20 protein-coding genes are annotated in these 24,799 nt (G+C 70.6%); 6 read left to right on the top strand and 14 right to left on the bottom strand.

The window, feature by feature from the left end:
* Positions 1–83: 83 nt before the first annotated feature.
* From ACZ6R9_RS12615 to arc, 7 genes are all read right to left on the bottom strand, one after another.
* Positions 84–1,070 (bottom strand): FKBP-type peptidyl-prolyl cis-trans isomerase, encoded by a 987-nt coding sequence (locus ACZ6R9_RS12615; RefSeq protein WP_380485911.1) that lies wholly within the window; start codon positions 1,068–1,070, stop codon positions 84–86.
* A gap of 72 nt (positions 1,071–1,142) precedes the next feature.
* Complete coding sequence (gene pafA, locus ACZ6R9_RS12610; RefSeq protein WP_380485913.1) at positions 1,143–2,504, bottom strand: Pup--protein ligase; 1,362 nt, start codon at positions 2,502–2,504, stop codon at positions 1,143–1,145.
* Positions 2,505–2,603: 99 nt separating this feature from the next.
* A complete protein-coding gene (prcA, locus tag ACZ6R9_RS12605) occupies positions 2,604–3,350 on the bottom strand; it encodes a proteasome subunit alpha (RefSeq protein ID WP_380488847.1) in 747 nt (248 codons plus the stop codon).
* Positions 3,351–3,382: 32 nt separating this feature from the next.
* The gene (prcB, locus tag ACZ6R9_RS12600) at positions 3,383–4,228 is read right to left on the bottom strand and encodes a proteasome subunit beta (RefSeq protein ID WP_380488846.1); all 846 of its coding nucleotides are present in this window, start codon (positions 4,226–4,228) and stop codon (positions 3,383–3,385) included.
* 179 nt (positions 4,229–4,407) lie between these two features.
* Positions 4,408–4,626 carry a ubiquitin-like protein Pup gene (locus ACZ6R9_RS12595; RefSeq protein WP_035868822.1) on the bottom strand — a complete coding sequence of 73 codons (219 nt, stop codon included), beginning with the start codon at positions 4,624–4,626 and terminating at the stop codon, positions 4,408–4,410.
* Positions 4,627–4,723: 97 nt separating this feature from the next.
* A complete protein-coding gene (dop, locus tag ACZ6R9_RS12590) occupies positions 4,724–6,235 on the bottom strand; it encodes a depupylase/deamidase Dop (protein ID WP_380488845.1) in 1,512 nt (503 codons plus the stop codon).
* Positions 6,236–6,330: 95 nt separating this feature from the next.
* Positions 6,331–8,097 (bottom strand): proteasome ATPase, encoded by a 1,767-nt coding sequence (arc, locus tag ACZ6R9_RS12585; RefSeq protein WP_380488844.1) that lies wholly within the window; start codon positions 8,095–8,097, stop codon positions 6,331–6,333.
* Between the two features lie 227 nt (positions 8,098–8,324).
* Between arc and ACZ6R9_RS12580 the strand changes: the two genes are divergently transcribed.
* Complete coding sequence (locus ACZ6R9_RS12580; RefSeq protein ID WP_285737743.1) at positions 8,325–8,612, top strand: ferredoxin; 288 nt, start codon at positions 8,325–8,327, stop codon at positions 8,610–8,612.
* A gap of 7 nt (positions 8,613–8,619) precedes the next feature.
* Here the strand turns inward: ACZ6R9_RS12580 and ACZ6R9_RS12575 are convergent, their stop codons facing one another.
* From ACZ6R9_RS12575 to ACZ6R9_RS12565, 3 genes are all read right to left on the bottom strand, one after another.
* Positions 8,620–9,138, bottom strand: a complete 519-nt coding sequence (locus ACZ6R9_RS12575) for a hypothetical protein (RefSeq protein WP_465538159.1) — start codon at positions 9,136–9,138, stop codon at positions 8,620–8,622.
* Between the two features lie 247 nt (positions 9,139–9,385).
* A complete protein-coding gene (locus ACZ6R9_RS12570; RefSeq protein ID WP_380488842.1) occupies positions 9,386–10,348 on the bottom strand; it encodes a tRNA (adenine-N1)-methyltransferase in 963 nt (320 codons plus the stop codon).
* Between the two features lie 102 nt (positions 10,349–10,450).
* The gene (locus tag ACZ6R9_RS12565) at positions 10,451–11,644 is read right to left on the bottom strand and encodes a site-2 protease family protein (protein ID WP_465538158.1); all 1,194 of its coding nucleotides are present in this window, start codon (positions 11,642–11,644) and stop codon (positions 10,451–10,453) included.
* 191 nt (positions 11,645–11,835) lie between these two features.
* On the opposite strand from ACZ6R9_RS12565, the gene ACZ6R9_RS12560 reads away from it, so the two are divergent.
* Positions 11,836–12,702 (top strand): RecB family exonuclease, encoded by an 867-nt coding sequence (locus tag ACZ6R9_RS12560; RefSeq protein WP_380488840.1) that lies wholly within the window; start codon positions 11,836–11,838, stop codon positions 12,700–12,702.
* A complete protein-coding gene (locus tag ACZ6R9_RS12555; RefSeq protein WP_380488839.1) occupies positions 12,703–13,374 on the top strand; it encodes a response regulator in 672 nt (223 codons plus the stop codon). It abuts the gene before it with no gap.
* Positions 13,375–13,456: 82 nt separating this feature from the next.
* Here ACZ6R9_RS12555 and ACZ6R9_RS12550 read toward each other — a convergent pair whose 3' ends face one another.
* From ACZ6R9_RS12550 to metH, 3 genes are all read right to left on the bottom strand, one after another.
* Positions 13,457–15,058 (bottom strand): ABC transporter substrate-binding protein, encoded by a 1,602-nt coding sequence (locus ACZ6R9_RS12550; RefSeq protein WP_465538157.1) that lies wholly within the window; start codon positions 15,056–15,058, stop codon positions 13,457–13,459.
* A 346-nt stretch (positions 15,059–15,404) separates the two neighbouring features.
* Entirely contained in the window at positions 15,405–16,109 is a 705-nt protein-coding gene (locus ACZ6R9_RS12545; RefSeq protein WP_465538156.1) for an HAD family hydrolase, read from the bottom strand.
* 170 nt (positions 16,110–16,279) lie between these two features.
* Positions 16,280–19,783 carry a methionine synthase gene (gene metH / locus ACZ6R9_RS12540; protein WP_380488833.1) on the bottom strand — a complete coding sequence of 1,168 codons (3,504 nt, stop codon included), beginning with the start codon at positions 19,781–19,783 and terminating at the stop codon, positions 16,280–16,282.
* 219 nt (positions 19,784–20,002) lie between these two features.
* On the opposite strand from metH, the gene ACZ6R9_RS12535 reads away from it, so the two are divergent.
* Complete coding sequence (locus ACZ6R9_RS12535; protein ID WP_380488832.1) at positions 20,003–21,043, top strand: glycoside hydrolase family 18 protein; 1,041 nt, start codon at positions 20,003–20,005, stop codon at positions 21,041–21,043.
* Positions 21,044–21,156: 113 nt separating this feature from the next.
* Entirely contained in the window at positions 21,157–22,683 is a 1,527-nt protein-coding gene (locus ACZ6R9_RS12530) for an FMN-binding glutamate synthase family protein (protein WP_465538155.1), read from the top strand.
* Positions 22,684–22,731: 48 nt separating this feature from the next.
* Here ACZ6R9_RS12530 and adhP read toward each other — a convergent pair whose 3' ends face one another.
* Complete coding sequence (adhP, locus tag ACZ6R9_RS12525; protein ID WP_465538154.1) at positions 22,732–23,745, bottom strand: alcohol dehydrogenase AdhP; 1,014 nt, start codon at positions 23,743–23,745, stop codon at positions 22,732–22,734.
* Between the two features lie 235 nt (positions 23,746–23,980).
* On the opposite strand from adhP, the gene ACZ6R9_RS12520 reads away from it, so the two are divergent.
* The gene (locus ACZ6R9_RS12520) at positions 23,981–24,721 is read left to right on the top strand and encodes a hypothetical protein (protein WP_465538153.1); all 741 of its coding nucleotides are present in this window, start codon (positions 23,981–23,983) and stop codon (positions 24,719–24,721) included.
* Positions 24,722–24,799: the final 78 nt, after the last annotated feature.

Raw genomic sequence — 24,799 nt, 5'->3', positions numbered from 1 at the left:
TGTACCACTGGTGCGGGGCAGCAGTATGTCAGGTCGGAATGAGAGCCGGTCAGTCCGGTCCTGGCCCCGCTGTCAGGTGGTGATCAGACAGCTTCCAGGATGTCGATCACGAACACCAGGGTGGAGTTCGCCGGGATCGCGCCGCTGGCCTTGTCGCCGTAGCCCAGCGACGGCGGGACGACCAGCATCACCCGGCTGCCGACGGTCTTGCCGACCAGGCCCTGGTCCCAGCCCTTGATCAGGCTGCCGGTGCCGACCTGCAGCGCCTGCGCCCCGCCGTGGCTCCACGAGGAGTCGAACTGCTTGCCGTCGGCCCAGGTCACGCCGGTGTACTGGACCACCAGGGTCTGACCGGACTTCACCTCCGGGCCGGTGCCCTTGATCAGCACGTACTGCTGCAGATCGGCGGGCGGCTGCTCACCGGCCGGGATGGTGATGGTGGGCGCGGCCTTGCCGTTGTCCTTGACCTGCGGCGCGTTCGCGGGCGGCTCGGTGACCTGCCCGGAGACGGTGGCGTCCTGCGGCACCGACTGCATGATGTCCAGCACGAACACCACGGTGTCGTCCTTGCCGACGCCGAGCGCCGTCGATCCCTGGGTGCCGAACCCGGCGGCCGGCGGGGCCACCACCACCAGCCGGCTGCCGACCTTCTTGCCCTCCACACTGACGTCGAACGCCGGCACCAGCTGCCCGCTGCCCGCCTGGTACAGCTGCGGCTTGCCGCCGGAGTCGTAGGAGCTGGTCAGATCCTTGCCGCTGGTCCAGTCCTTGGCGGTGTAGTTGACGGTCACCCAGTCGTTCTTGTTGACGGTCGCCCCGGTGCCCTCGGTCTCGGTGCTCACCACGAACTGCCCGCTCGGCTGGCCGGCGGGCAGCGTGATCGTCGCCTTCGAACCGAACTCCCCGCTGATCGTGGGCATCGGCGAGGCGGACGCCACCGGGCTCGGCACCTCCACCGGGGAGGCGGCCGCGGAGGGCGTCGCCCCCGAGGTCTTGCCGGAGTCACTGCCGCACGCGGTCAGCAGCACGGCGGCGAGGGGAACGGAGAGCAGGCAGGCGATTCGACGCATGAAGCCAGCGTATGGCCCGATTCGTCCGGTCCGTCGGAGGCACTCGGGCGCGCCCCCGACGGACCGTCAACGTCACATTCCGGCGATCAGCTTCTCCACCCGCTCGTCCACCGACCGGAACGGGTCCTTGCACAGCACGGTGCGCTGCGCCTGGTCGTTCAGCTTCAGGTGCACCCAGTCGACGGTGAAGTCGCGGCGCTGCTCCTGGGCGCGCCGGATGAAGTCGCCGCGCAGCCGGGCCCGGGTGGTCTGCGGGGGCACCGACTTGCCCTGGAAGGTCTTGAGGTCGGTGGTGACGCGCTGCGCCTGGCCGTTCTTCTGCAGCAGGTAGAACAGGCCGCGGCGGCGGTGGATGTCGTGGTAGGCGAGGTCGATCTGGGCGACCCGCGGGTTGGACATGGTCATCTGGTGCTTGGCGCGGTACTTCTCGATCAGCTGGTACTTCATGATCCAGTCGATCTCGGTGCCGACCTTGCCGAGGTCCTCGCTGCGCACCGCGTCCAGGGTGCGGCCCCACAGGTCCAGGACGCGGGCCACGGTGCCCTCGTTGAGGCCCTTGCGGTCGGCGAACTCCAGCGCTTTGGTGTAGTACTCCTCCTGGATCTCCAGGGCGCTGGCCTCCCGGCCGTTGGCGAGCCGGACCTGGTGGGTGCCCGTCAAATCGTGGCTGACCTCGCGGATCGCCCGGATCGGGTTCTCCAGCGTCAGGTCCCGCATCACCACGCCGGCCTCGATCAGCCGCAGCACCAGGTCGGTGGCGCCGACCTTGAGCAGTGTGGTGGTCTCCGACATGTTGGAGTCGCCGACGATGACGTGCAGGCGGCGGTAGCGCTCGGCGTCGGCGTGCGGCTCGTCGCGGGTGTTGATGATCGGGCGGGAGCGGGTGGTGGCGGAGCTGACGCCTTCCCAGATGTGCTCGGCGCGCTGGCTGACGCAGTAGACGGCGCCGCGCGGGGTCTGCAGGACCTTGCCGGCGCCGCAGATCAGCTGGCGGGTCACCAGGAACGGGATCAGCACGTCCGCCAGCCGGGAGAACTCGCCGTGCCGGGCGACCAGGTAGTTCTCGTGGCAGCCGTAGGAGTTCCCGGCGGAGTCGGTGTTGTTCTTGAACAGGTAGACGTCGCCGGCGATGCCTTCCTCGTGCAGCCGCCGCTCGGCGTCCACCAGCAGCCCTTCGAGGATCCGCTCGCCGGACTTGTCGTGGGTGACCAGCTCGACCACGTCGTCGCACTCGGGGGTCGCGTACTCGGGGTGGGAACCGACGTCGAGGTAGAGGCGGGCGCCGTTCTTCAGGAAGACGTTGCTGCTGCGGCCCCAGGAGACGACACGGCGGAAGAGGTAGCGGGCGACTTCGTCCGGCGACAGGCGGCGCTGGCCGCGGAAGGTGCAGGTGACGCCGTACTCGTTCTCGAGCCCGAAAATTCGGCGGTCCATATGGCGACTCTTCTCTGTGGGAAGCTCCGTGAAACCCCTCGGTGCGGTGATGGATCGGCAGGCGGCCCGCCCGGCAGGGGGGCGGGCCGCCTGCCGCGGTCATTCGGCGGTGGTGCCTTCGTCCTCGTCGGCGGCGGCGCTCTCGTCGCCGCTGAGCAGCCGGGACAGCTGGCCGCCCAGGATGCGCTTGAACTTGCGCTGCTGGACGCGTTGGCGGTCGAGGACGGCGACCTCCAGCTGCTCGGGCGTCAGGGTGCGCGGGCTGCCGCCGTTGGGGTCGCGGGCCAGGCCGTCGACGGCGAGCTTGAGCGCCTCGGCGAGGGTCAGCCCGGCCCGGTGGCGCTGGCCGAGGTAGTTGCCGATGGAGTCGGCGTTGCCGCCGACCACGACGGCGTTCTTCTCGTCCACCACCGAGCCGTCGGGGGTGAGCCGGTAGATCTGGTCGTCGGCGTCGGTGCGGCCGACCTCGGCGACGATCAGCTCGACCTCGTAGGGCTTCTCCCCGACCGAGGAGAAGATGGTGCCCAGGGTCTGGGCGTACACGTTGGCCAGGCCGCGGGCGGTGACGTCGGCCCGGTCGTAGGAGTAGCCGCGCAGGTCGGCGTAGCGCACGCCGCCGATCCGCAGGTTCTCGAACTCGTTGTAGCGGCCGACCGCGGCGAACGCGATCTTGTCGTAGATCTCGGAGACCTTGTGCAGGGCGCGGGAGGTGTTCTCCGCGACGAAGACGATGCCGTCGGCGTAGGTGAGCACGACCACGCTGCGTCCGCGCGCGATGCCCTTGCGGGCGTACTCCGCGCGGTCCGCCATGGCCTGCTGGGGCGAGACGTAGAACGGCGTGGACACCGCCGGTCTCCCTTCGGGTGGTTGAGGCGGATTCAGAGCAGCGGGGCCTGCGGGCCGTTGGGGTGCTCGCGCCGCTGGTCGGTGATGGTCACCGCGATCGCGGTGACCTCTTCCTCGCTGAGCCGGCGGAAGCCGTCCTCGGTGATCAGCGTGACGATCGGGAAGATCTTGCGGGCGAGGTCGGGGCCGCCGGTCGCCGAGTCGTCGTCGGCGGCGTCGTACAGCGCCTGGACGGTGAGGGTGGCGGCCTGGTCGGCCGTCATCCCCGGCCGGTAGAGCTTCTTCATCGCGCCGCGGGCGAACACCGAGCCGGAGCCGGTGGCGGCGAAACCCGCGCGCTCCTCGGAGCGGCCGCCGGTGACGTCGTAGGTGAAGATCCGGCCGCGGCCGAGGTCGAGGTCGTAGCCGGCGAAGACCGGGACGACGGCGAGGCCCTGCATGGCCATCGCCAGGTTCGACCGGATCATGGTGGTGAGCCGGTTGGCCTTGCCCTCCAAGGAGAGCACGGTGCCCTCGATCTTCTCGTAGTGCTCGAGTTCCAGCTGGAACAGCCGCACCATCTCGATGGCGAGGCCGGCGGTGCCGGCGATGCCGACCGCGCTGTACTCGTCGGCCGGGAAGACCTTCTCCATGTCGCGCTGGGCGATGACGTTGCCCATGGTGGCCCGGCGGTCACCGGCGAGCACCACGCCGCCCTCGAAGACCGCGGACACGATGGTGGTGCCGTGCGGCGCCTCGACGGTCATCCCTTCGGGGAGGGTGCGCCGCCCCGGCAGGAGCTGCGGCGCGTAGCTGTCGAGGAAGTCGAGGAACGAGGAGGAACCGGGGGTGAGGAAGGCAGCCGGTAGACGCCCGGTGCCACTGAGGTTGGCTTCCACACGTGTCCTTCCAGATCGAAGATCCAAAGTTGGAGTTGTGTCCCGGACCCTACCCGCTCCGGGCGCCCGATCCACGTCCTTGGGTGACGGACCGCAGAGAAGGCGAGACCGCAGGCGCGCTTTGGGCATGCCTGCGGCGCTCGCCGTGCTCTTTTCCGGTGGAAAGGGGTTCCCCCCTCTCACTCGCCGCCCTTCTGCACGAATCCCCGCACAAAATCCTCGGCGTTGGATTCCAGCACTTCGTCGATTTCGTCCAGCACCGCGTCGACGTCGTCGCTGAGCTTTTCCTGCCGTTCCTTGAGGTCGTCCGAGGCCTGGGTTTCCGCGGCCTGCTCCTCGACCTCCTCGGAAGAGCGGCTGGCCCGCTGCTGGCCGCCTCCGGTGTCCTTCTCCGCCATTTTCCTCACCCCGCTCGCTCGGTGTTCCGGTACAACGCTCGCTGCTCACCTGAATGATTCCCCGTCGGGGAAATGTTCACCCGTGGTGATCGAAAAGTTACCCGCCGGACAGGACCCGTACCAGATCCTCCGCGGTGCGGCACCGGTCGAGCAGTTCCTTGACGTGTGCCTTGGTGCCGCGCAACGGCTCCATGGTGGGCACCCGCTGGAGGGTGTCGCGACCCGGCAGGTCGAAGATGACCGAATCCCAGGACGCGGCGGCCACGTGGTCGGCGTACTGCTCCAGGCAGCGGCCGCGGAAGTAGGCGCGGGTGTCCTCGGGCGGCTGGGTGACGGCGCGGCGCACCTCGTCCTCGGTGAGCAGCCGCTCCATCCGGCCGCGCGCCTCCAGACGGTTGTACAGGCCCTTGTCGGGGCGCACGTCGCTGTACTGGAGATCGACGAGCTGCAGGCGCGGGCTCTCCCAGTTCAGGGCGTCGCGCTGGCGGTAGCCCTCCAGGATCTCCTTCTTGGCGACCCAGTCGAGCTGCCGGGACAGGCTCATCGGGTCGCGCTCCAGCCGGCCCAGCACGTCCTCCCAGCGGGCCAGCACGTCCATGGTCTGGTCGTCGGCGTCCTGCCCGAAGCGGTCCTCGACGTACTTGCGGGCCAGTTCGCAGTACTCCATCTGCAACTGGACGGCGGTGAGCTTGCGCCCCGAGCGCAGCGACACCAGGTGCTTCAGCTCCGGGTCGTGCGAGACCCGGTGCAGGGTGCGCACCGGCTGGTCGACGGCGAGATCGACGGCGATGAAGCCGTCCTCGATCATCGACAGGACCAGCGCGGTGGTGCCGAGCTTGAGGTAGGTGGAGATCTCGGAGAGGTTGGCGTCGCCGATGATGACGTGCAGCCGGCGGTACTTCTCGGCGTCGGCGTGCGGCTCGTCGCGGGTGTTGATGATCGGGCGCTTGAGGGTGGTCTCCAGGCCGACCTCGACCTCGAAGTAGTCGGCGCGCTGGCTGATCTGGAAGCCGTGCCCGCCGCCCTCCTGCCCGAGCCCGACCCGGCCGGCCCCGCACACCACCTGGCGGGAGACGAAGAACGGCGTGAGGTGGCGGACGATGTCGGCGAACGGGGTGGCCCGCTGCATCAGGTAGTTCTCGTGGGTGCCGTAGGAGGCGCCCTTGTTGTCGGTGTTGTTCTTGTAGAGCAGGATCCGCTGCCCGTTGGGCAGCTCCAGCGCGCGGGCGGCGGCCTCGGCCATGATGCGCTCGCCGGCCTTGTCCCACAGCACCGCGTCGCGCGGGTTGGTGACCTCGGGCGACGAGTACTCGGGGTGCGCGTGGTCGACGTAGAACCGGGCGCCATTGGTGAGGATGACGTTGGCCAGGCCGATGTCCTCGTCGGTGAGCTGGCTGGCGTCCGCCACGTCCCGCGCCAGGTCGAAGCCCCGGGCGTCGCGCAGCGGATTCTCCTCCTCGAAGTCCCAGCGGGCGCGGCGCGCCCGGTGCATCGCCGCCGCGTAGGCGTTGACGATCTGGGACGAGGTGAGCATGGCGTTGGCGTTCGGGTGGCCCGGCACGGAGATGCCGTACTCGGTCTCGATCCCCATCACGCGCCGTACGGTCATGCGGCCCTCCTGACCCTGTCGGTACTGCCGGTGCAGACGCGCCGTCCGGCTGCGGAGCCCTGCGAGCGCCGCAGCCGGACGGGGTGGTTCGCGTACTACAGGTACTGCCCCGTGTTGGCGACAGTGTCGATGGAGCGACCGGACTCGGCGCCCTGCTTGCCGGTGACGAGGGTGCGGATGAACACGATCCGCTCGCCCTTCTTGCCGGAGATGCGGGCCCAGTCGTCCGGGTTGGTGGTGTTGGGCAGGTCCTCGTTCTCCTTGAACTCGTCCACGCAGGCGGCGAGCAGGTGGGAGACGCGCAGACCGCGCTGGCCGTGGTCGAGGAAGTCCTTGATGGCCATCTTCTTCGCGCGGTCGACGATGTTCTGGATCATCGCGCCGGAGTTGAAGTCCTTGAAGAACAGCACTTCCTTGTCACCGTTGGCGTAGGTGACCTCCAGGAAGCGGTTCTCCTCGGTCTCGGAGTACATCCGCTCGACCACCGACTGGATCATGGCGGCCACGGTGGCGGGCACCGAGCCCTCGTGCTCCTTGACGTCGTCGGGGTGGAACGGCAGCGAGTCCTTGAGGTACTTGGAGAAGATGTCCTTGGCCGCCTCGGCGTCCGGCCGCTCGATCTTGATCTTGACGTCCAGCCGGCCGGGCCGCAGGATCGCCGGGTCGATCATGTCCTCCCGGTTGGAGGCGCCGATCACGATGACGTTCTCCAGGCCCTCCACGCCGTCGATCTCCGCCAGCAGCTGCGGGACGATGGTGTTCTCCACGTCCGAGCTGACGCCGGAACCGCGGGTGCGGAACAGCGACTCCATCTCGTCGAAGAAGACGATGACCGGCGTGCCCTCGCCCGCCTTCTCCCGGGCCCGCTGGAAGACCAGGCGGATCTGCCGCTCGGTCTCGCCCACGTACTTGTTGAGCAGCTCGGGGCCCTTGATGTTGAGGAAGTAGCTCTTGCCCTGCGGCCGGCCCGTCACCTCGGCGACCTTCTTGGCCAGCGAGTTGGCGACCGCCTTGGCGATCAGCGTCTTGCCGCAGCCGGGAGGACCGTACAGCAGCACGCCCTTGGGCGGACGCAGCTCGAACTCCTTGAACAGGTCGGCGTGCAGGTACGGCAGCTCCACCGCGTCCCGGATCTGCTCGATCTGGTTGGCCAGGCCACCGATCTGCCGGTAGTCGATGTCCGGGACCTCCTCGAGGACCAGTTCCTCGACCTCGGACTTCGGCACCACCTCGTACACGTAGCCGGAGCGCGGCTCCAGCAGCAGCGCGTCGCCCGCCCGCAGGGTGAGTTCACGCAGCGGCTCGGCGAGGCGCACCACCCGTTCCTCGTCGGTGTGCCCGACCACCAGCGCCCGGTCGCCGCCCTCCAGCAGCTCCTTGAGGGTGACGATCTCGCCGATCCGCTCGAACGCCATCGCCTCGACGACGTTCAGCGCCTCGTTGAGCATCACCTCCTGGCCGCGGCTCAGCTCGTCCAGCTCCACGCCGGGGCTGACGTTGACCCGGAGCTTGCGGCCGCCGGTGAAGATGTCGGCCGTGCCGTCCTCGTTCTTCTCGAGGAAGACGCCGAATCCGGCGGGCGGCTGGGCGAGCCGGTCCACCTCCTCCTTGAGGGCCACGATCTGGTCGCGGGCCTCGCGCAGGGTGGCGACGAGCCTCTCGTTCTGGGCGGTCACGCCGGCCAGGTTGGTCTGCAGCTCGACGATCCGCTCCTCAAGCACCCTTGAGCTGCGCGGAGAATCGGCGAGCCGGCGCCGAAGGACGGCGATCTCCTGCTCGAGGTAGGAGACCTGCGCGGCCTCGTCGGACCCCCGTGCGGGCCTGCCGGCGCTGCGGTCGTAGTCGTCATCGTGGGCTGCCACGGTCCTCACCTCCTCCTGGGGGAGCTGGACGACCCAAACCTACCTGGGACCAGGGTCATGTAAACCCCTAGATCAGAAAGATGGATCGGGCGTGTCCGATGTTCGCCCTGCACGCTTCCCCTCTGACAGAGGAGATGCCCACCCCTCAACGGTTCAAAGCAGCGCGGATGTATCGTGACAGGAATGTCCCCGAATGCGGGGCGACCAGAGCAGAAACGGCAGGGGCAATGGCGGGGACGGGCGAGGCACTCGAAGTCTGGATCGACCAGGATCTGTGCACCGGAGACGGGATCTGCGCGCAGTACGCGCCCGAGGTCTTCGAACTCGACATCGACGGACTCGCCTATGTGAAGGGTGAGGACGACGAGTTGCGCCAGCAGCCCGGCGAGACGGTGCCCGTCCCGCTGACCCTCCTTCAGGACGTGGTGGACTCGGTGAAGGACTGCCCGGGCGACTGCATCCACGTCCGCCGGGCCGCCGACGGCGTCGAGGTGTACGGCCCGGACGCGGACTGACGGGCCGTCAGGCGGTGTGGGCGGGGGTCCGGGTCTCGGTCTTCGCCCACCCGCGAGCGGACTGGGTCCACATCAACTCCACCACCACGTCCGGCGAGAAGCGCGGCACGTCGTCGGAGGAGTAGCCGCGAGCCGCTCCGCGGATCGAACCGTCGGAGCGGATCGTCAACTCCGTGAGCGTGTACCCGTCGCGGTCGGAGAGCAACTCAACCGGCCTGCCGGCGCCCTCCACCACGAACACCTGGTCCGGCGGGGTCCCCATGTCGGCCTGGCAGTGCGCGGCGAGCACTCCGAGCGACTTCCCGTCCACGACCGCCGACGCCTTCAGACTCACCGCGACCGGGAACCGCCCGCACTCCATGGGCAGTTGGACCTTCGCCAGGTCCACCTCCGGCACCACCGCCTCGGCCTGATGACCCGTCACCACGGCCCCGGTCGCCGACGTCGCCCCCAACGCCCCACCCACCACAGCGGCACACCCCGCCGCGACCAGCACCCAGTGCTTCAACCCCGACCGTGCGTGCACACGAACTCCCCTCTCAGTCCGGGCATTTTCGCACACGGGGGAATGGGCGCTCGAGACCGGGTGGGCGCATAAACAGGGGCGCGGGGAACTGCGCGAAACGGAAGAAACCAGTCCGCAAGGTCGCTGGGCGGGACAATGACCTGCACTTGATCGCGACCTTGCGGACGTGCACTTCTTGCTCGCGCAGTTCTCCCCCAGCCCTAGCCGGGCCGGGAGGTGCCCCCACGCGCCCGTGATTGCGAATCCGCTAGTTCAGGTCCCGGCCGTCGTGCGCGGCCGCTTCCCGCTGCGCCTTGCGCACCGCGGCCCGCTCCGCGAGCGTCAGCTCGGGCTCCGCCGCGTCGTAGTCCTCGCCGTAGGCGCCCTTCGCGGGGCGGCGGCGGCGGAGCGGGGGTTCGACACCGTCGGCCAGGCGGCGAGCCGTGAGCAGGAAGCCGGTGTGACCGATCATGCGGTGGTCGGGGCGGACGGCGAGGCCTTCGAGGTGCCAGGTGCGGACCATGGTCTCCCAGGCCTGCGGCTCGGTGAAGGTGCCGTGTTCGCGCAGCGCCTCGACGGTGCGGGACATCTGCGTGGTGGTGGCCACGTAGCAGCAGATGAGGCCGCCGGGGACGAGCGCCTTGGAGGCGACGTCCAGGCACTCCCAGGGGGCGAGCATGTCGAGGATGACACGGTCGACGTCGGTCTCGACCAGGTTGTCCTGGAGGTCGCCGACGGTGAGCTTCCACGCGGGGTGCGGGCCGCCGAAGTAGCGTTCGACGTTGCCGCGGGCGATGTCCGCGAAGTCCTCACGCCGCTCGTAGGAGGCGAGCATGCCGGTGTCGCCGACGGCGCGCAGCAGGTAGGTGGACAGGGCGCCGGAACCGACGCCCGCCTCCACCACCCTCGCGCCGGCGAAGATGTCGGCCATGGCCAGGATCTGCCCCGCGTCCTTGGGGTAGATCACGGCAGCGCCGCGCGGCATGGACAGGACGTAGTCGGGGAGCAGGGGGCGCAGCGCGAGGTACGGGACGTTTCCCGTGGTGCGGACGACCGTGCCCTCGGGAGCGCCGATCAGCTCGTCGTGCGGGAACGCACCCTTGTGGGTGTGGAATTGGTTCCCGGCCTGGAGCGTGAACGTGTAGTGGCGGCCCTTGGGGTCGGTCAGCTGGACCTGGTCCCCGACCTGGAAGGGCCCGCGTCGGCGGGCGGCACCGGTCGGTTCGGACATGGGGGCCATCCTACGGGAGCCGGAGGGCTGTCCCGACCACATGATCGGTTCAGCCGGTCGGGCGCCCGGGCGTGCCTGACGATTCGCGCCCGACGGAGATCGTCAGGCACGCCCGAGGACGGCGGCGGTGAGGCGGCGTTCGAGGTCGGCGAGGGAGAGTACGCCGTAGACGGTGCCGTCGGCGCGGACCACCAGGTATTCGGAGGCGGGGGCGCGGCGCAGGGTTTCCAGGATCTGTTCGCCGGCCAGGTCGACGGGGATGGTGTGGCCGGGTTCGAGGTCGCGGGCGACGGCGGAGACGGCGACCCAGGGGCGGCGGTGTTCGGGAACGTTGCTGACCGCGGATTCCTTGACCAGGGCGGTGGGTTCGCCGTGGCCGTCGACGACCACGATCGCGCCGGCGTGGGCCTCGTGGGCGCGGCGGAGGGCTTCGCCGAGGGGGGTGTCGGCGGTGACGTCGATGCTGCGGCGGGCCAGGTCGCGGATCTTGAGCCCGGGCAGGACCTCCTTGAGGCGGGCGTTGCGCAGCGAGTTGCCGGCGCCCTGCCAGATGATGAAGCCGAGGATGGCGGCGAGGACGCCGTCCAGCATGGCTTCGCCGGTGGAGCGTTGGGCGTTCTGGGCGGCGCCGATGACGGGCAGGCCGAGGACGACGGCGATGGCCAGGGCGCGGCCGGCCCAGACGGCGGCGAGGGTGCCCTTCATGGGGTCTCCGGTGGCGGCCCAGACGACGGCGCGCAGCATCCGGCCGCCGTCCAGCGGGAGGCCGGGCAGCAGGTTGAAGGCGGCGACCACCAGGTTGGAGATCATCAGGCCGGCCAGCAGGACGCCGGGGACGGTGGCGGGTTCGACGGCCTTGAAGCCGGCCCAGAAGGCGCCGGCCAGCACCAGGGAGAGCAGCGGGCCGACGAGGGCGAGCCAGAACTCGCGCCAGGGGCGGTCGGCCTCCTTCTCGATCTCGGAGACGCCGCCGAGGAACTGGAGCTGGATGCGGCGCACGCCCAGTTTGTAGCGCAGCCCGACCAGGGTGTGAGCGAGTTCGTGGACCAGCACCGAGCCGTAGAAGGCGACGGCGAAGGAGAAGGCGAGCAGGTAGCGGGTGGCGCCGAGCTCGGGCAGGACGTCGGCGAGCCGGCTGCCGAAGATCCAGGTGATCAGGGCGGCGACCAGGAACCAGGACGGGGTGACGTAGACGGGCACGCCGAACGGGCGGCCCATCAGGATGCCGCCGCGGGGTGGTTCGCCGCCGTCCGGCGAGTCCGGTGCCCCGGGTGTCCGCCCCTTGGTGTCGTTCACCGTGCTCCCTTCACCCTCCGCCGACCCTCTGGTGCCCCCGTACGCTCCGTGGATCTCGCGTGCGCGACGTGGGTTCCTCGTACGCTACGTGATCTCCCGTCGCGGCGGCGGCGCACCCCGCTCTCCTTTGCCATACCCACCTTCTCGACCCGTTCGCCCATGCTGTCCGTCCGGTGCAATAGGGTCGGGGCATGCAGCAGACCGACCCCACACCCACTGCCCGTCCGGCGGCCGCGCCGACCGGGCTGTCGCCGTCCCGGGCGGGTGACTTCATGACCTGCCCGCTGCTGTACCGGCTGCGGGTGATCGACCGGCTGCCGGAGCCGCCGAGTGCGGCGGCGACCCGGGGGACGCTGGTGCACGCGGTGCTGGAGCGGCTGTTCGACCATCCGCCGGCGGAGCGCACCCCCGAGCGGGCCCGGGGGCTGCTGGCCCCGCAGTGGGAGCGGCTGCTCGGGGAACGGCCGGAGCTGGCGGATCTGTTCCCGGACGAGCCGGAGAAGCTGGCCGGCTGGCTGGGCGATGCCGAGAAGCTGGTGGAGAAGTGGTTCCGGCTGGAGGACCCGACCCGGCTGCACCCCGTGGAGCGGGAGCTGTACGTGGAGACCGCGCTGGCCTCGGGCCTGCTGCTGCGCGGCTACATCGACCGGGTGGACGTCGCGCCGTCCGGCGAGGTGCGGCTGGTGGACTACAAGACCGGCCGGGCGCCCTCGCGGGACTTCGAGGGCAAGGCGATGTTCCAGATGAAGTTCTACGCGCTGGTGGTCTGGCGGTGGAAGGGCGTGCTCCCCAAGCGGCTGCAGCTGGTGTATCTCGGCGGCGGCGGCGATGTGGTGACGTACGACCCGGACCAGGCCGATCTGCTGGCGGTGGAGCGGAAGCTGGAGGCGCTGTGGGAGGCGATCTCGGCGGCCGTGGCCACCGGTGAGTTCCCGGCGACCCGCAACCGGCTGTGCGACTGGTGCGACCACAAGTCCAGCTGCCCGGAGTTCGGTGGCACTCCCCCGCCGTACCCGCTGCCCCTGGCCACTTTGACCAACCCCCGCAAGGAGTCGTAGGTGACGATCCGTGTGCTGCTGGTGGACGACCAGCCGCTGCTCCGTACCGGTTTCCGGATGATTCTGGAGGCGGAGTCCGATCTCGTGGTGGTCGGCGAGGCGGGCGACGGGCAGCAGGCGCTGGACCAGGTCCGCGCGCTGCAGCCGGACGTGGTGCTGATGGACATCCGGATGCCGCGGATGGACGGCGTGGAGGCCACCCGCCGCATCGCCGGGCCGGACCGCACCGGCCCGGCGAAGGTCTTGGTGCTGACCACCTTCGACCTGGACGAGTACGTGGTGGAGGCGTTGCGCGCGGGCGCCAGCGGCTTCCTGCTGAAGGACGTGCCGGCGGAGGAGCTGGTGCAGGCGATCCGGGTGGTGGCGGACGGTGCGGCGATGCTGGCCCCGTCGGTGACCCGCCGGTTGCTGGACATGTACGCCACCAAGCTGCCGTCCGGTGACGAGGCGCCGCCGCAGGCGCTCACCGTGCTGACGGAGCGTGAGGTGGAGGTGCTGCGGCTGGTGGCCCGTGGGCTGTCGAACGCGGAGATCGCGGCCGAGCTGTTCGTCTCCGAGACGACGGTGAAGACCCATGTCGGCCATGTGCTGACCAAGCTCCAGCTGCGTGACCGGGTGCAGGCGGCGGTGTACGCGTACGAGAGCGGCCTGGTGCGCCCCGGCGCCCTGTAGAGCTCTCTGGAACGGCCGACGGCCCGTCACTCCCGGTGGGAGTGGCGGGCCGTTGTGGTGCCTTGGGCAACCGGGTGAAACGTTACTTCTTGCCGGTGCGGCCGATCTCCCAGAAGCGGAAGCGGCTGGTGTTGTCCACGGTGCTGTCCACGCCGCTGACGCCGACCCGGTACACGTAGAAGGACTTGTTCTGGTACAGCGGGACCATCGGCACGGCGTCGGCCAGCCGGTTCTGGATCGTCGCGTAGTTGCCGCCGCCGGTGCGGTCGGTGAGCTTGATCGAGTCCGGCACCAGCTTGGTGCTGATCTGCGGGTCGTCCCAGTTGTTGTGGAACGCGCCGCCCCCCACCACCAGCGGGGTGATGTAGTTGTCCGCGTCCACGTAGTCGGGGGTCCAGCCGATCAGATAGGCCTGGTAGCTGCTGTTCGACCAGTTGGCGATGAAGGTGTTCCAGTCCGGCTCCTGCTGGACCGTCACCTGGAACAGGCCGCTGGCGTCCAGCTGCTTCTTGACCTCCTCCAGCTCGGTGGCGCCGGCCCGGGAGCGCGACCAGGTCAGGGTGAGCTTGACCGGGGTGGTGATGTGCGCGCTGGTCAGGATCTTCTTGGCCTTGGCGACGTCCGGCTCGCCGTACTTGTCGAAGAAGGCGGTGGTGTGGCCCACCACGCCGGCCGGGACGACCGAGTACAGCGGCAGCACGGTGCCCGCGTACACGTCGTGGGCCAGCGCCTTGCGGTCGATCAGCTGGGCCATCGCCTGCCGGACGGCCTGGTTGCCGCCGACCTCGTCCTTGGTGTTGAACACCAGGTAGAAGGTCTCGCCGCTGTCGCCCTCGGCGACCCGCAGGTTGCCCTTGCCGGACTGGTCGTCGTTCTTGATCTGCGCCGCCGTGGCGGGTTCGAGGCTGTTGTCCGCGACGTCCACCTCGCCCTTGTCGAGGGCGGCCTTCAGCTCGTCCGCCTTCTCGTAGAAGCGGACGGTGAACTTGTTGTTCTCGGGCTTGCCGGCGCTGCCCTTGTAGGTCGGGTTCGGCGACAGCGTGACCTTGGCCGGGCTCTTGCCGCGGTTCTCGATCGCGTCCACCCGGTACCGGCCGGAGCCGACCAGCTTGTCGTTCTCCAGCAGCTTGTCGGCCGGGAAGACCTGGTGGTCCACGATCGCGCCGGCCGGGGAGGCCAGCTTGGCCGGGAAGACCGCGTCGGGGGTCTCCAGGTGGAAGGTGACCTCGCGGTCGCCGTTGGTCTCCACCGACTTGATGGTGGACAGCAGCGGGAGCGGACCGGCCGGGTCGTTGATCCGCTTGGTGCGGTCGATCGAGAACTTGACGTCCTCGGCCGTCACCGGGTGCCCGTTGGTGAACTTCAGCCCGGCCTTCAGCGTGCAGGTGTACGTCATCGTGTCGGTGCCGGTGAACTGGCAGGACTCGGCGGCGTCGGGCTGCGGCACGGTCCCGCCGGGCGGGAAGGCCAGCAGCGACTGGAAGGAGTTGTTGAGCACCAGCCAGGAGCCGATTTCGTAGGCGCCGGCCGGGTCCAGCACGGTGGTCCCGTTGGTGGTGCCCAGGGTGATCGCAGCACCGTTGTCGCCGCCGTTGGCAGCCTTCTCCACGGACGCGCAGCCGGCCGCCGTGGTGGCGACGAGCGCGGCGCAGCTGAGCACGGCCAGGCGGTTGGGCGTAGTCATGCGGGGTGGTCTTCCTTACTGCGTGCGGCCGGCCGACGCCGGAGAACCGGCCGGCCGCGGGGTGGGGGTGGCCGGCCCAGGTCTGGTACGACGCGCGGGCGCCCCCGGCCGGGGTCTGACGGCGGTGGGCGGCGGCGCGGGATGGCTACTGACCGGATGTAGCGTGCCACATCGCACCGGGACGGTCACCGGCTGTTCGAACAGTGGGTCGGCGACGGCCGGAAAGCTACCCTTCGGGAACCGACGAGTTGTCAGCCAATGCCCGATTTCGCACGTGCTGCCGGATACGGTCCGCGTACCCACGGACGCGGAGGGGAACCGGAAAATCGCTGGAAGGAGACGAAGGTCACACCCGGGCGCCGGCCAGGGTGCGCAGCAGGTCGAGATCGACCTGTTCGAGCGAGGGCAGCACCAGGCGGCCGGGGCCGGGCTCGATGGTGGCGATGGACGGTACCGCGATGACGGGGCAGCCCGCGGCCTCGGCGGCGGCGACGCCGGTGGGGGTGTCCTCGACGACCACGCAGCGGGCCGGGTCGGCGCTCAGGCGGGCCGCGGCGGTCAGGTAGGGGTCGGGGAAGGGCTTGGTGCGCGGCACCTCGTCTCCGGCCACCGTGAAGGCGAAGTTCTGCGCGCCCAGGCTGTGCAGCACGATGTCGATGATGTGCCGGTGCGAGGCGGACACCAGGGCGGCCGGAATGCCGTGCGCGGCAAGGGTGTTGAGCAGGCGCTCGGCACCGGGCATCAGCGGGACGCCGCCGGCCAGCAGGTCGACGAAGCGCTGGTTGATCTGGGCGCCGAGGTCGGCGGGGCGGATCGCCGCGCCGGTGCGGGTGAGCAGGTAGTCGATGACGCGGGTCATCGGGCCGCCGACCACCTGGGTGCGGTCCTCGGCGGTGAGCCGGTGGCCGAGTTCGGCGAACAGGTCGACCTCGGCCTGCCACCAGAAGTCCTCGGTGTCGACCAGGGTGCCGTCCATGTCGAGCAGGACGGCCTGCAGGCCGCTGCCGTCGCCGTCTCCGCCGACACGGATCGGGGTCGAGACCGTCGTCATGCGCGCCGTCCTTCCGGGTGGTCGTCCGGAGCACGCTGCGTCCGGGGATGGCACAGGCCGGCCCGCTGGTGAGCGGACCGGCCCGTTCAGGATCATCAAGAATACGCCCGCCGGAGCGGATTGCGCCGGGCGCCGGTGCGGCGAACGGATGATCTGCCGTGGCAGAAGCCTCAGCGTGCGTTGAAGTACTTGGCCTCGGGGTGGTGCAGCACGATGGCGTCGGTGGACTGCTCGGGGTGCAGCTGGTACTCCTCGGAGAGGATCACGCCGACCCGTTCGGGCCTGAGCAGTTCGGCGATCTTGGCGCGGTCCTCCAGGTTCGGGCAGGCGCCGTAGCCGAGCGAGAAGCGCGCGCCGCGGTACTTGAGCGCGAACATGTCCTTGACGTCCTGCGGGTCCTCGTCGCCGAAGCCGAGTTCGTAGCGGACCCGGGCGTGCCAGAACTCGGCCAGTGCCTCGGCCAACTGCACGGACAGGCCGTGCAGTTCGAGGTAGTCGCGGTAGGAGTTGCCGGCGAACAGCTCGCCCGCGGCCTCGGAGATCCGGTTGCCCATGGTGACCACCTGGAGGCCGACCACGTCGCGCTCGCCGCTCTCCTCCGGTCGGAAGAAGTCGGCCAGGCACAGGCGGCGGCCGCGGCGCTGGCGGGGGAAGGTGAACCGGGTCAGTTCGGAGCCGTCCTCGCGGTAGAGGATCAGGTCGTCGCCCTTGGAGTTGGCCGGGTAGTAGCCGTACACGACGGCGGGCTCCAGCCAGCCCTCGGTCTGGAGGCGGTCCAGCCAGCCGCGCAGCCGCGGGCGGCCCTCGGTCTCCACCAGTTCCTCGTACGACGGCCCTCCGGAGCGGCCGCCCTTGAGGCCCCACTGGCCCTTGAACAGGGCGTCCTCGTCCAGCCAGGAGGCGTAGTCCTGGAACGGGACGCCCTTGATGATGCGGTCGCCCCAGAACGGCGGGGTGGGGACGCGGTTGTCGACGGCCACGTCGGAGCGGATCTGGCCGAGGTTGACCTCCTCCGGCTCCTCGATCTCGACCCGGGCGTGCCGGCGCTTGCGCAGCTCCGGCAGTTCCACGCCGGGGACGCCGCGCTTGACGCCGATCAGGGCGTCCATCAGCCGCAGGCCCTCGAAGGCGTCGCGGGCGTAGCGGACCTCGCCGTCGTAGATCTCGTGCAGGTCCTGCTCGACGTAGGCGCGGGTGAGGGCGGCGCCGCCGAGGATCACCGGGAAGTCGGCGGCCAGGCCGCGCTGGTTGAGCTCCTCCAGGTTCTCCTTCATGATCACCGTGGACTTGACCAGCAGGCCGGACATGCCGATCACGTCGGCCTTGTGCTCCTGGGCGGCCTCGACGATCGCCGCCACCGGCTGCTTGATGCCGATGTTGATCACGTTGTAGCCGTTGTTCGACAGGATGATGTCGACCAGGTTCTTGCCGATGTCGTGGACGTCGCCCTTGACGGTGGCCAGCACGATGGTGCCCTTGCCCTCGCTGTCGGACTTCTCCATGTGCGGCTCCAGGTGGGCCACCGCGGCCTTCATCACCTCGGCGGACTGCAGCACGAACGGCAGCTGCATCTCGCCGGAGCCGAACAGCTCGCCGACCACCTTCATGCCGGACAGCAGCGTGTCGTTGATGATCTCCAGTGCCGGGCGCTCGGCCAGCGCGGCGTCCAGGTCGGCCTCCAGGCCGTTGCGTTCGCCGTCGATGATGCGGCGCTGCAGGCGCTCCTCCAGCGGGAGGGCGGCGAGCTCCTCGGCCTTGGAGGCGGCGGCGGACGCGGCGGAGACGCCCTCGAACAGCTGGAGCAGCTTCTGCAGCGGGTCGTAGCCCTCGCTGCGGCGGTCGTACACGAGGTCGAGGGCGGCCTGCCGGCGGTCCTCGGGGATGCGGTTCATCGGCAGGATCTTGGCGGCGTGCACGATCGCCGAGTCCAGGCCGGCCTCCACGCACTCGTGCAGGAAGACCGAGTTGACGACCTGGCGGGCGGCCGGGTTGAGGCCGAAGGAGATGTTGGACAGGCCGAGGGTGGTCTGCACGTTCGGGCGGCGGCGCTTGAGTTCGCGGATCGCCTCGATGGTCTCGATGCCGTCGCGGCGGGACTCCTCCTGGCCGGTGGCCAGGGTGAAGGTCAGGCAGTCCATCAGGATCGAGGACTCCTCGATGCCGTACTCGCCGGTGAGCTGCTCGATCAGCCGCTCGGCGATGGCGACCTTCTTGTCGGCGGTGCGGGCCTGGCCCTCCTCGTCGATGGTGAGGGCGATCAGGCCGGCGCCGTGCTCGCGGGCGAGGGCGGCGATCTTCCCGAAGCGGGTGTCGGGGCCGTCGCCGTCCTCGTAGTTGACGGAGTTCAGCACCGCGCGCCCGCCGAGTGCCTCCAGGCCGGCCCGCAGGACCGGCGGCTCGGTGGAGTCCAGGACGATCGGCAGGGTGGAGGCGGTGGCGAGGCGGCCGGCGATCTCCTTCATGTCGGCGACGCCGTCGCGGCCCACGTAGTCCACGCACAGGTCGAGCAGGTGCGCGCCCTCGCGGATCTGCTCGCGGGCGATCTCCACGCAGGTCTGCCAGTCGGCGGCGAGCATCGCCTCGCGGAACTTCTTCGAGCCGTTGGCGTTGGTGCGTTCGCCGATCGCCAGGTACGAGGTGTCCTGCCGGAACGGCACCGTCTGGTACAGCGAGGCGGCGGCCGGCTCGGGCTTCGGCTCGCGCGGCGTGATCGGCAGGCCCTGCACCCGCTCGACCACCTGGCGCAGGTGCTCGGGGGTGGTGCCGCAGCAGCCGCCGACCAGTGCCAGGCCGTAGTCGCGGACGAACGCCTCGTGCGCGTCGGCGAGTTCGCCGGGGGTCAGCGGGTAGTGCGCGCCGTCCTTGCCGAGTACCGGCATGCCCGCGTTCGGCATGCAGGACAGGCCGATCCGGGCGTTCTTCGCCAGGTAGCGCAGGTGCTCGCTGTACTGCTCGGGGCCGGTGGCGCAGTTCAGGCCGATGAAGTCGATGCCGAGCGGCTCCAGCGCCGTCAGCGCCGCGCCGATCTCCGAGCCGAGCAGCATGGTGCCGGTGGTCTCGACCGTGACCTGGGCCAGGACCGGCAGGTTCAGGCCGGCCTCGGTCAGGGCGTCGCGGCAGCCCAGCACGGAGGCCTTGGTCTGCAGCAGGTCCTGGCTGGTCTCGATCAGCAGCGCGTCGGCGCCGCCGGCGATCAGGCCGGCCGCGTTCTGCCGGAAGCCCTCGCGGACCGTTTCGAAGGTGGTGTGGCCGAGCGTCGGCAGCTTGGTGCCGGGGCCCATCGAGCCGAGCACCCAGCGGGTACGGCCGTCCTTCGCGGTGTACTCGTCGGCGACCTCGCGGGCGATCCGGGCGCCGGCCTCGGACAGTTCGCCGATCCGGTCGGAGATGTCGTACTCGCCGAGCGCCGAGTGGTTGGCGCCGAAGGTGTTGGTCTCCACGCAGTCCACGCCGACCGCGAAGTACGCCTCGTGCACCGAGCGGACGATGTCGGGGCGGGTCACGTTGAGGACCTCGTTGCAGCCCTCCAGCTGCTGGAAGTCCTCCAGCGTCGGCTCCTGGGCCTGGAGCATCGTGCCCATCGCTCCGTCGGCCACCACCACCCGGGTGGCGAGGGCCTCGCGCAAGGCGTCGGCGCGCTCCTGCTGGGCGGATGTGGATACAACGGTGGCCATGAGGCTGCTCCCTGAGTGCGACGGCTGTCGGCTATGCGGCCCCACCTTGACCGGAGGCGCACCCGGTCAGGGTATCCGCCCGACGGCGGTGCCATGGAACCCATTTCGCATCGTGGGCGTCCCTGTCCACCGGAAGGGAGCCCGACCATGCCCGCTTCACCGCGTTCGAGCAGGTGGCATCACCGCGTCCGTGCCCTTGGGCCGTCCGTATGGCGGACGGTGCCGGGCCGGGCGCGTCGCCGCTGGAACCACCGCACCCGCTGGACCCGGCGCCGCCGGGTGCTGACCGCCCTCGCGACGCTGCTGGCGATGCTGGTGCTGCCGGTGCTGGGCGCGGGGCTGGCGCTGCGCTGGTACTACTCGGGCGATCCGGCGGCCGATGCCCGTACCCGCGGCCGGGACGCGATCTGGCTGGGCCACGCCTGGGTGGACGGGCGGCGCACCGACGCCGATCTGACGGTGCTGGCGGCGCGGGTGCGCGGCACCGGCATCCACGACCTGTACGTGCACACCGGCCCGTTGGAGCACGACGGTTCGCTCGATCCGAAGCTGGCCCCGGGGGTGGCCGGGTTCCTGGAGCGGGCCCGGGCCGCGATGCCGGGGGTGCGGATCCAGTCCTGGCTGGGCGACGTGGTCGCGCCGGAGAAGGTCGGCCTGCACCTGGACCGGCCGGAGGTGCGGGAGCGGATCACCGCCTCCGCGAAGCAGGTCCTCGACCTGGGCTTCGACGGCGTCCACTTCGACCTGGAGCCGGTGCACAACGGCTCCCCCGGCTTCCTCGCGCTGCTCGACCAGGTGCACGCGCTGACCGCCGCCCGGGGCGCGCCGCTGTCCATCGCCGCGCCGCAGATCGAGCCCGTCCCGACGATCGGCCGGGTGACCTTCGCGCTCACCGACCACGGCAAGTGGTGGAGCGCCGGGTACTTCGCGCAGGCCGCGCGGCGGGTCGACCAGGTCGCGGTGATGTCCTACGACACCTCGATGCCGGTGGAGTCGCTGTACGGCGGCTACGTCGCCCGGCAGACGGAGCTGGCGCTGGCCAACACCCCGCCCGGTGTCGAGCTGCTGATGGGCCTGCCCGCGTACTGGGACGACACCCCGGCCCACCGGGGCGACGCCGAGACGGTCCGTGCCGCCGTCCGCGGTGCCCGCCTCGCGCTCGGCCCGGGTGCGCGGCGGAACTTCGGGCTGGCGCTGTACGTGGACTTCGCGGCCACCCCGGACCACTGGGCCGCGTACCGGGACGGCTGGTGCCTCTGACCTCGGGCGATCCGGCCCGGCGGCCCCCGGTGGGCGGGACGGTGCGCGGGGTTTCCTAGCATCGGTCCGGCTCCGCCGTGTGGGGACGGGGCCGGTACCCAGGAGGAACGTCCATGCAAGCCCGGAAGATCGGCGCGGCCGCGGCCGCCGCGGTGGCGGTGCTCGCCGCCCGCGACCTGGTCCAGAAGAAGCACGCACTGCTGAGGAACTTCCCGGTGCTCGGGCACGCCCGGTACCTGCTGGAGACGATCGGGCCGGAGCTGCGGCAGTACATCGTGACCTCCAACGAGGAGGAGCGGCCGTTCAGCCGCGACCAGCGGAGCTGGATCTACGCCTCCGCCAAGGAGGAGAACAACTACTTCGGGTTCGGCACCGAGGTGGACGTCGCGCAGGCGCAGGGCCGTGCCTACCTGAAGCAGCGCACCTTCGCCGGGCCGCTGCCGGACGGGCACGACCCGCAGGCGCCGCTGCCGTCGGCCAAGGTGCTGGGCGGGCCGCGCGGGCGGGCCAGGGCGTTCCGGCCGGGCAGCGTGGTGAACGTCTCCGCGATGAGCTTCGGTTCGCTCTCGGGCGCGGCCATCACCGCGCTGAACAAGGGCGCGGCGCAGGCCGGCGCGATGCACAACACCGGCGAGGGCGGCCTGTCGCCGTACCACCGGGGTGGCGCCGACCTGGTGCTTCAGCTCGGCACCTCGTACTTCGGCTGCCGCAACGAGGACGGCAGCTTCAACCTCGGCAAGCTCAAGGACGTGGTGGCGGGGGCGCCGGTCCGGGCGATCGAGATCAAGCTGTCGCAGGGCGCCAAGCCGGGCCTGGGCGGCATGCTGCCGGGTGCGAAGGTGACGCCCGAGATCGCGAAGATCCGCGGCATACCCGTCGGCAAGGACTGCGCCTCGCCCTCGCGGCACTCGGCGTTCGGCGACGTGGACTCGATGCTGGACTTCGTCGAGCTGCTGGCCGCCGAGACCGGCCTGCCGGTCGGCATCAAGAGCGCCGTCGGCGAGCTGGACTTCTGGCAGGAGCTGGCCGCGCTGATGGCGCGCGGCGACCGGGGCGTCGACTTCGTGACGGTGGACGGCGGCGAGGGCGGCACCGGTGCGGCGCCGCGGATCTTCGCCGACTCGGTGTCGCTGCCGTTCCGGATGGGCTTCTCGCGGGTCTACGGCACCTTCGCGGAACTGGGGCTGACCGACGAGCTGACGTTCATCGGCTCCGGCAAGCTCGGCCTGCCGGAGAACGCGGCGGTGGCGTTCGCGCTGGGCGCCGACATGATCAACGTGGCGCGCGAGGCGATGCTGTCGATCGGCTGCATCCAGGCCCAGAAGTGCCACACCGACAAGTGCCCGACCGGCATCGCCACCCAGAACCCGTGGCTGGCCCGCGGCGTGGACCCGGTCTCCAAGTCGGCCCGGGCGGCGGTCTATCTGCGCACCCTGCGCAAGGAGTTGACGAAGATCTCCTCGGCGCTCGGCGTCGCCCACCCGTCGCTGATCACCGCCGCGGACATCGAGGTGCTGAACGGCGACTACGAGGCCCGCACGCTGGCGGGCGTGTACGGCTACAAGGAGGGCTGGGGCGAACTCGGCCCGGAGCTCGCCGCGGGGATCACCGCGCTGATGACCGGGCGGGCAAGCGGCTGACCCGCCGTGCAGGGGGGACGGGTATTCCGTCCCCCCTTCCGCCTGCGGTCAGCGCAGGTCGAACACCAGGCGGGCCGTCACCCGGCCCGAGAGCACGTCCTCGAAGCAGGCGTTCACGTCCTCCAGTTCGCGAGTCTCCCGGATCACCTTGGTGCGGCCGAGGGCGTGCACGGCGAACACCTCGGCGAGATCCTGGCGGGTGCCGACGATCGAGCCGATCACCTTGGTGCCGTTCAGCACCGTCTCGAACACCGGCAGCGTCAGCTCGCCCTCGGCGGGCAGCGCGACCAGTGCGAGGGTGCCGCCGCGCCGCAGCGAGTCGTAGGCGGCACGGAAGGAGGCGTTGCTGACGGCCAGCGAGACGGCGCCGTCCGCGCCGCCGAGCTTGTGCACCTCGTGGGCGACGTCCTGGGTCCGGGCGTCGATCACGTGGTCGGCGCCGAGGTCCTCGGCGAGCTTCAGTTTGTCGTCGGTGATGTCCACCGCGACCGTTTCGGCGCCGAAGATCCGCGCGTACTGGAGTGCCAGGTGGCCGAGGCCGCCGATGCCGGAGATCAGCATCCGGGTGCCGGGTCGGGCGCCGGCCAGCTTGACCGCCTTGTACGTGGTGACGCCCGCGCAGGACAGCGGGGCGGCGTCCATCGGGTCCACACCGTCCGGGACGGGCACCACGTAGTCGCCGTGCGCGAGGGCGTACTCGGCGTAGGCGCCGTCCACCGAGTAGCCGGAGTTGTGCTGGGACAGGCAGAGCGTCTCCCAGCCGGTGACGCAGTAGTCGCAGCGTCCGCAGGCGTCGGCCAGCCACGGGACGGCGACCCGCTGACCGACCTCGATGTGCTGGACGTTCGGGCCGGCCGCCTCCACGATGCCCACGCCCTCGTGGCCGGGCACGAACGGCGGGGACGGCTTGACCGGCCAGTCGCCGCGGGCGGCGTGGATGTCGGTGTGGCACAGGCCGGAGCACTCGATCCGGACCAGCACCTGGTGCGGCGCCGGGGTGGGCACCTCGCGTTCCTCGATCTCCAGCGGCTGGGTGAAGTCCCGGACCACAGCTGCCTTCATGAGCTTCTCTCCTCGCAGAGCGGCAAATCCGACAAACGGAACAACCTGCTGTGTTCAGCCTGGTGGCTCGGGCGGGGAACCGCGAACGGGCGCGCCGACCCCGGCGGAGATCAGCTCCCGGCCACCCCGCGGACCTGACGGACCATCACGGTAGCGTTGACCAAAGTCCGTCATTTCCAGGCGGGTTGGGCAGCCGCGCTGCCCACCGCACACCACCCGGGCACGGAGGAACGACATGCCCCGCACTCTCCTGCGCACCGCCGGGACCTCACTGGCGCTGCTCACCGCCGGCCTGCTCCTGGTCGGCTGCGAACCCGCCAAGCACGCCAAGGCCTCACCGCCGCCCAGCCCCTCCCCCACCGTCTCCACCTCCGCCGTCAGCACCCCCACCCCCCAGCAGCTCGACGACTCGTACTTCGCCGAGGGCACCTGCGCCCGCGCGCTCAACCCGGGCGGCAGCGGGACCACCTCCCACTACGAGATGGTGCCCTGCGACAGCCCGAACGCCGAGGCCAAGGTCACCAAGCGCAGCGGCACCCTGACCGGCGTCGCCGCCGCCCTCCCGCACGGCGCGGACTGCCCCGACGGCACCGACGTCGCCCTCGACCTCACCCAGAACGCGCTCACCAACGTCGCCCGCAACCGGTCCGCCTGGGCCTGCCTGCGCAACCTGCACGACCCGCACCCCGGCGAGCCCGGCGGGGGCGGCGGCACCGGCATCGTCGTCGGCGACTGCGTCTACGCCACCAAGAACGCGAACGGCTCCGAGGGCGTCGCCGAGACGCGGTGCGACGGCCAGGGCGAGCACAAGCCCGAGTACAAGGTCGACAAGCTGTACGTCAAGCAGACCGTCAGCCTCAAGGGCGGCACCGCGCAGACCTGCCCCGAGGACGCCACCGTCACCTTCACCATCCCCGCCCCGCCCGGCACCCTCGCCATGAACCCGACCGTCGCCTGCGCCGAACCGGTCGACTGACGGCGATAGGGTTGGGCACCCTGCCCGGCCACGGGTGGCATTCAAAGCCCGTAGGCTGGGCAGGTAAGGGACCTGGGG

Source organism: Kitasatospora sp. NPDC048662 (assembly GCF_055587065.1).
Note: the sequence above shows the minus strand (reverse complement) of the source record. Positions and strands in the feature narration are given on the sequence as shown.

What these genes read in the sequence shown, in the direction of transcription:
- ACZ6R9_RS12615 (WP_380485911.1), bottom strand. Translation starts at nt 1,070, where the DNA reads ATGCGTCGAATCGCCTGCCTGCTCTCCGTTCCCCTCGCCGCCGTGCTG.
- pafA (WP_380485913.1), bottom strand. Translation starts at nt 2,504, where the DNA reads ATGGACCGCCGAATTTTCGGGCTCGAGAACGAGTACGGCGTCACCTGC.
- ACZ6R9_RS12595 (WP_035868822.1), bottom strand. Translation starts at nt 4,626, where the DNA reads ATGGCGGAGAAGGACACCGGAGGCGGCCAGCAGCGGGCCAGCCGCTCT.
- dop (WP_380488845.1), bottom strand. Translation starts at nt 6,235, where the DNA reads ATGACCGTACGGCGCGTGATGGGGATCGAGACCGAGTACGGCATCTCC.
- ACZ6R9_RS12580 (WP_285737743.1), top strand. Translation starts at nt 8,325, where the DNA reads ATGGCGGGGACGGGCGAGGCACTCGAAGTCTGGATCGACCAGGATCTG.
- ACZ6R9_RS12570 (WP_380488842.1), bottom strand. Translation starts at nt 10,348, where the DNA reads ATGTCCGAACCGACCGGTGCCGCCCGCCGACGCGGGCCCTTCCAGGTC.
- ACZ6R9_RS12560 (WP_380488840.1), top strand. Translation starts at nt 11,836, where the DNA reads ATGCAGCAGACCGACCCCACACCCACTGCCCGTCCGGCGGCCGCGCCG.
- ACZ6R9_RS12550 (WP_465538157.1), bottom strand. Translation starts at nt 15,058, where the DNA reads ATGACTACGCCCAACCGCCTGGCCGTGCTCAGCTGCGCCGCGCTCGTC.
- ACZ6R9_RS12545 (WP_465538156.1), bottom strand. Translation starts at nt 16,109, where the DNA reads ATGACGACGGTCTCGACCCCGATCCGTGTCGGCGGAGACGGCGACGGC.
- metH (WP_380488833.1), bottom strand. Translation starts at nt 19,783, where the DNA reads ATGGCCACCGTTGTATCCACATCCGCCCAGCAGGAGCGCGCCGACGCC.
- ACZ6R9_RS12530 (WP_465538155.1), top strand. Translation starts at nt 21,157, where the DNA reads ATGCAAGCCCGGAAGATCGGCGCGGCCGCGGCCGCCGCGGTGGCGGTG.
- adhP (WP_465538154.1), bottom strand. Translation starts at nt 23,745, where the DNA reads ATGAAGGCAGCTGTGGTCCGGGACTTCACCCAGCCGCTGGAGATCGAG.
- ACZ6R9_RS12520 (WP_465538153.1), top strand. Translation starts at nt 23,981, where the DNA reads ATGCCCCGCACTCTCCTGCGCACCGCCGGGACCTCACTGGCGCTGCTC.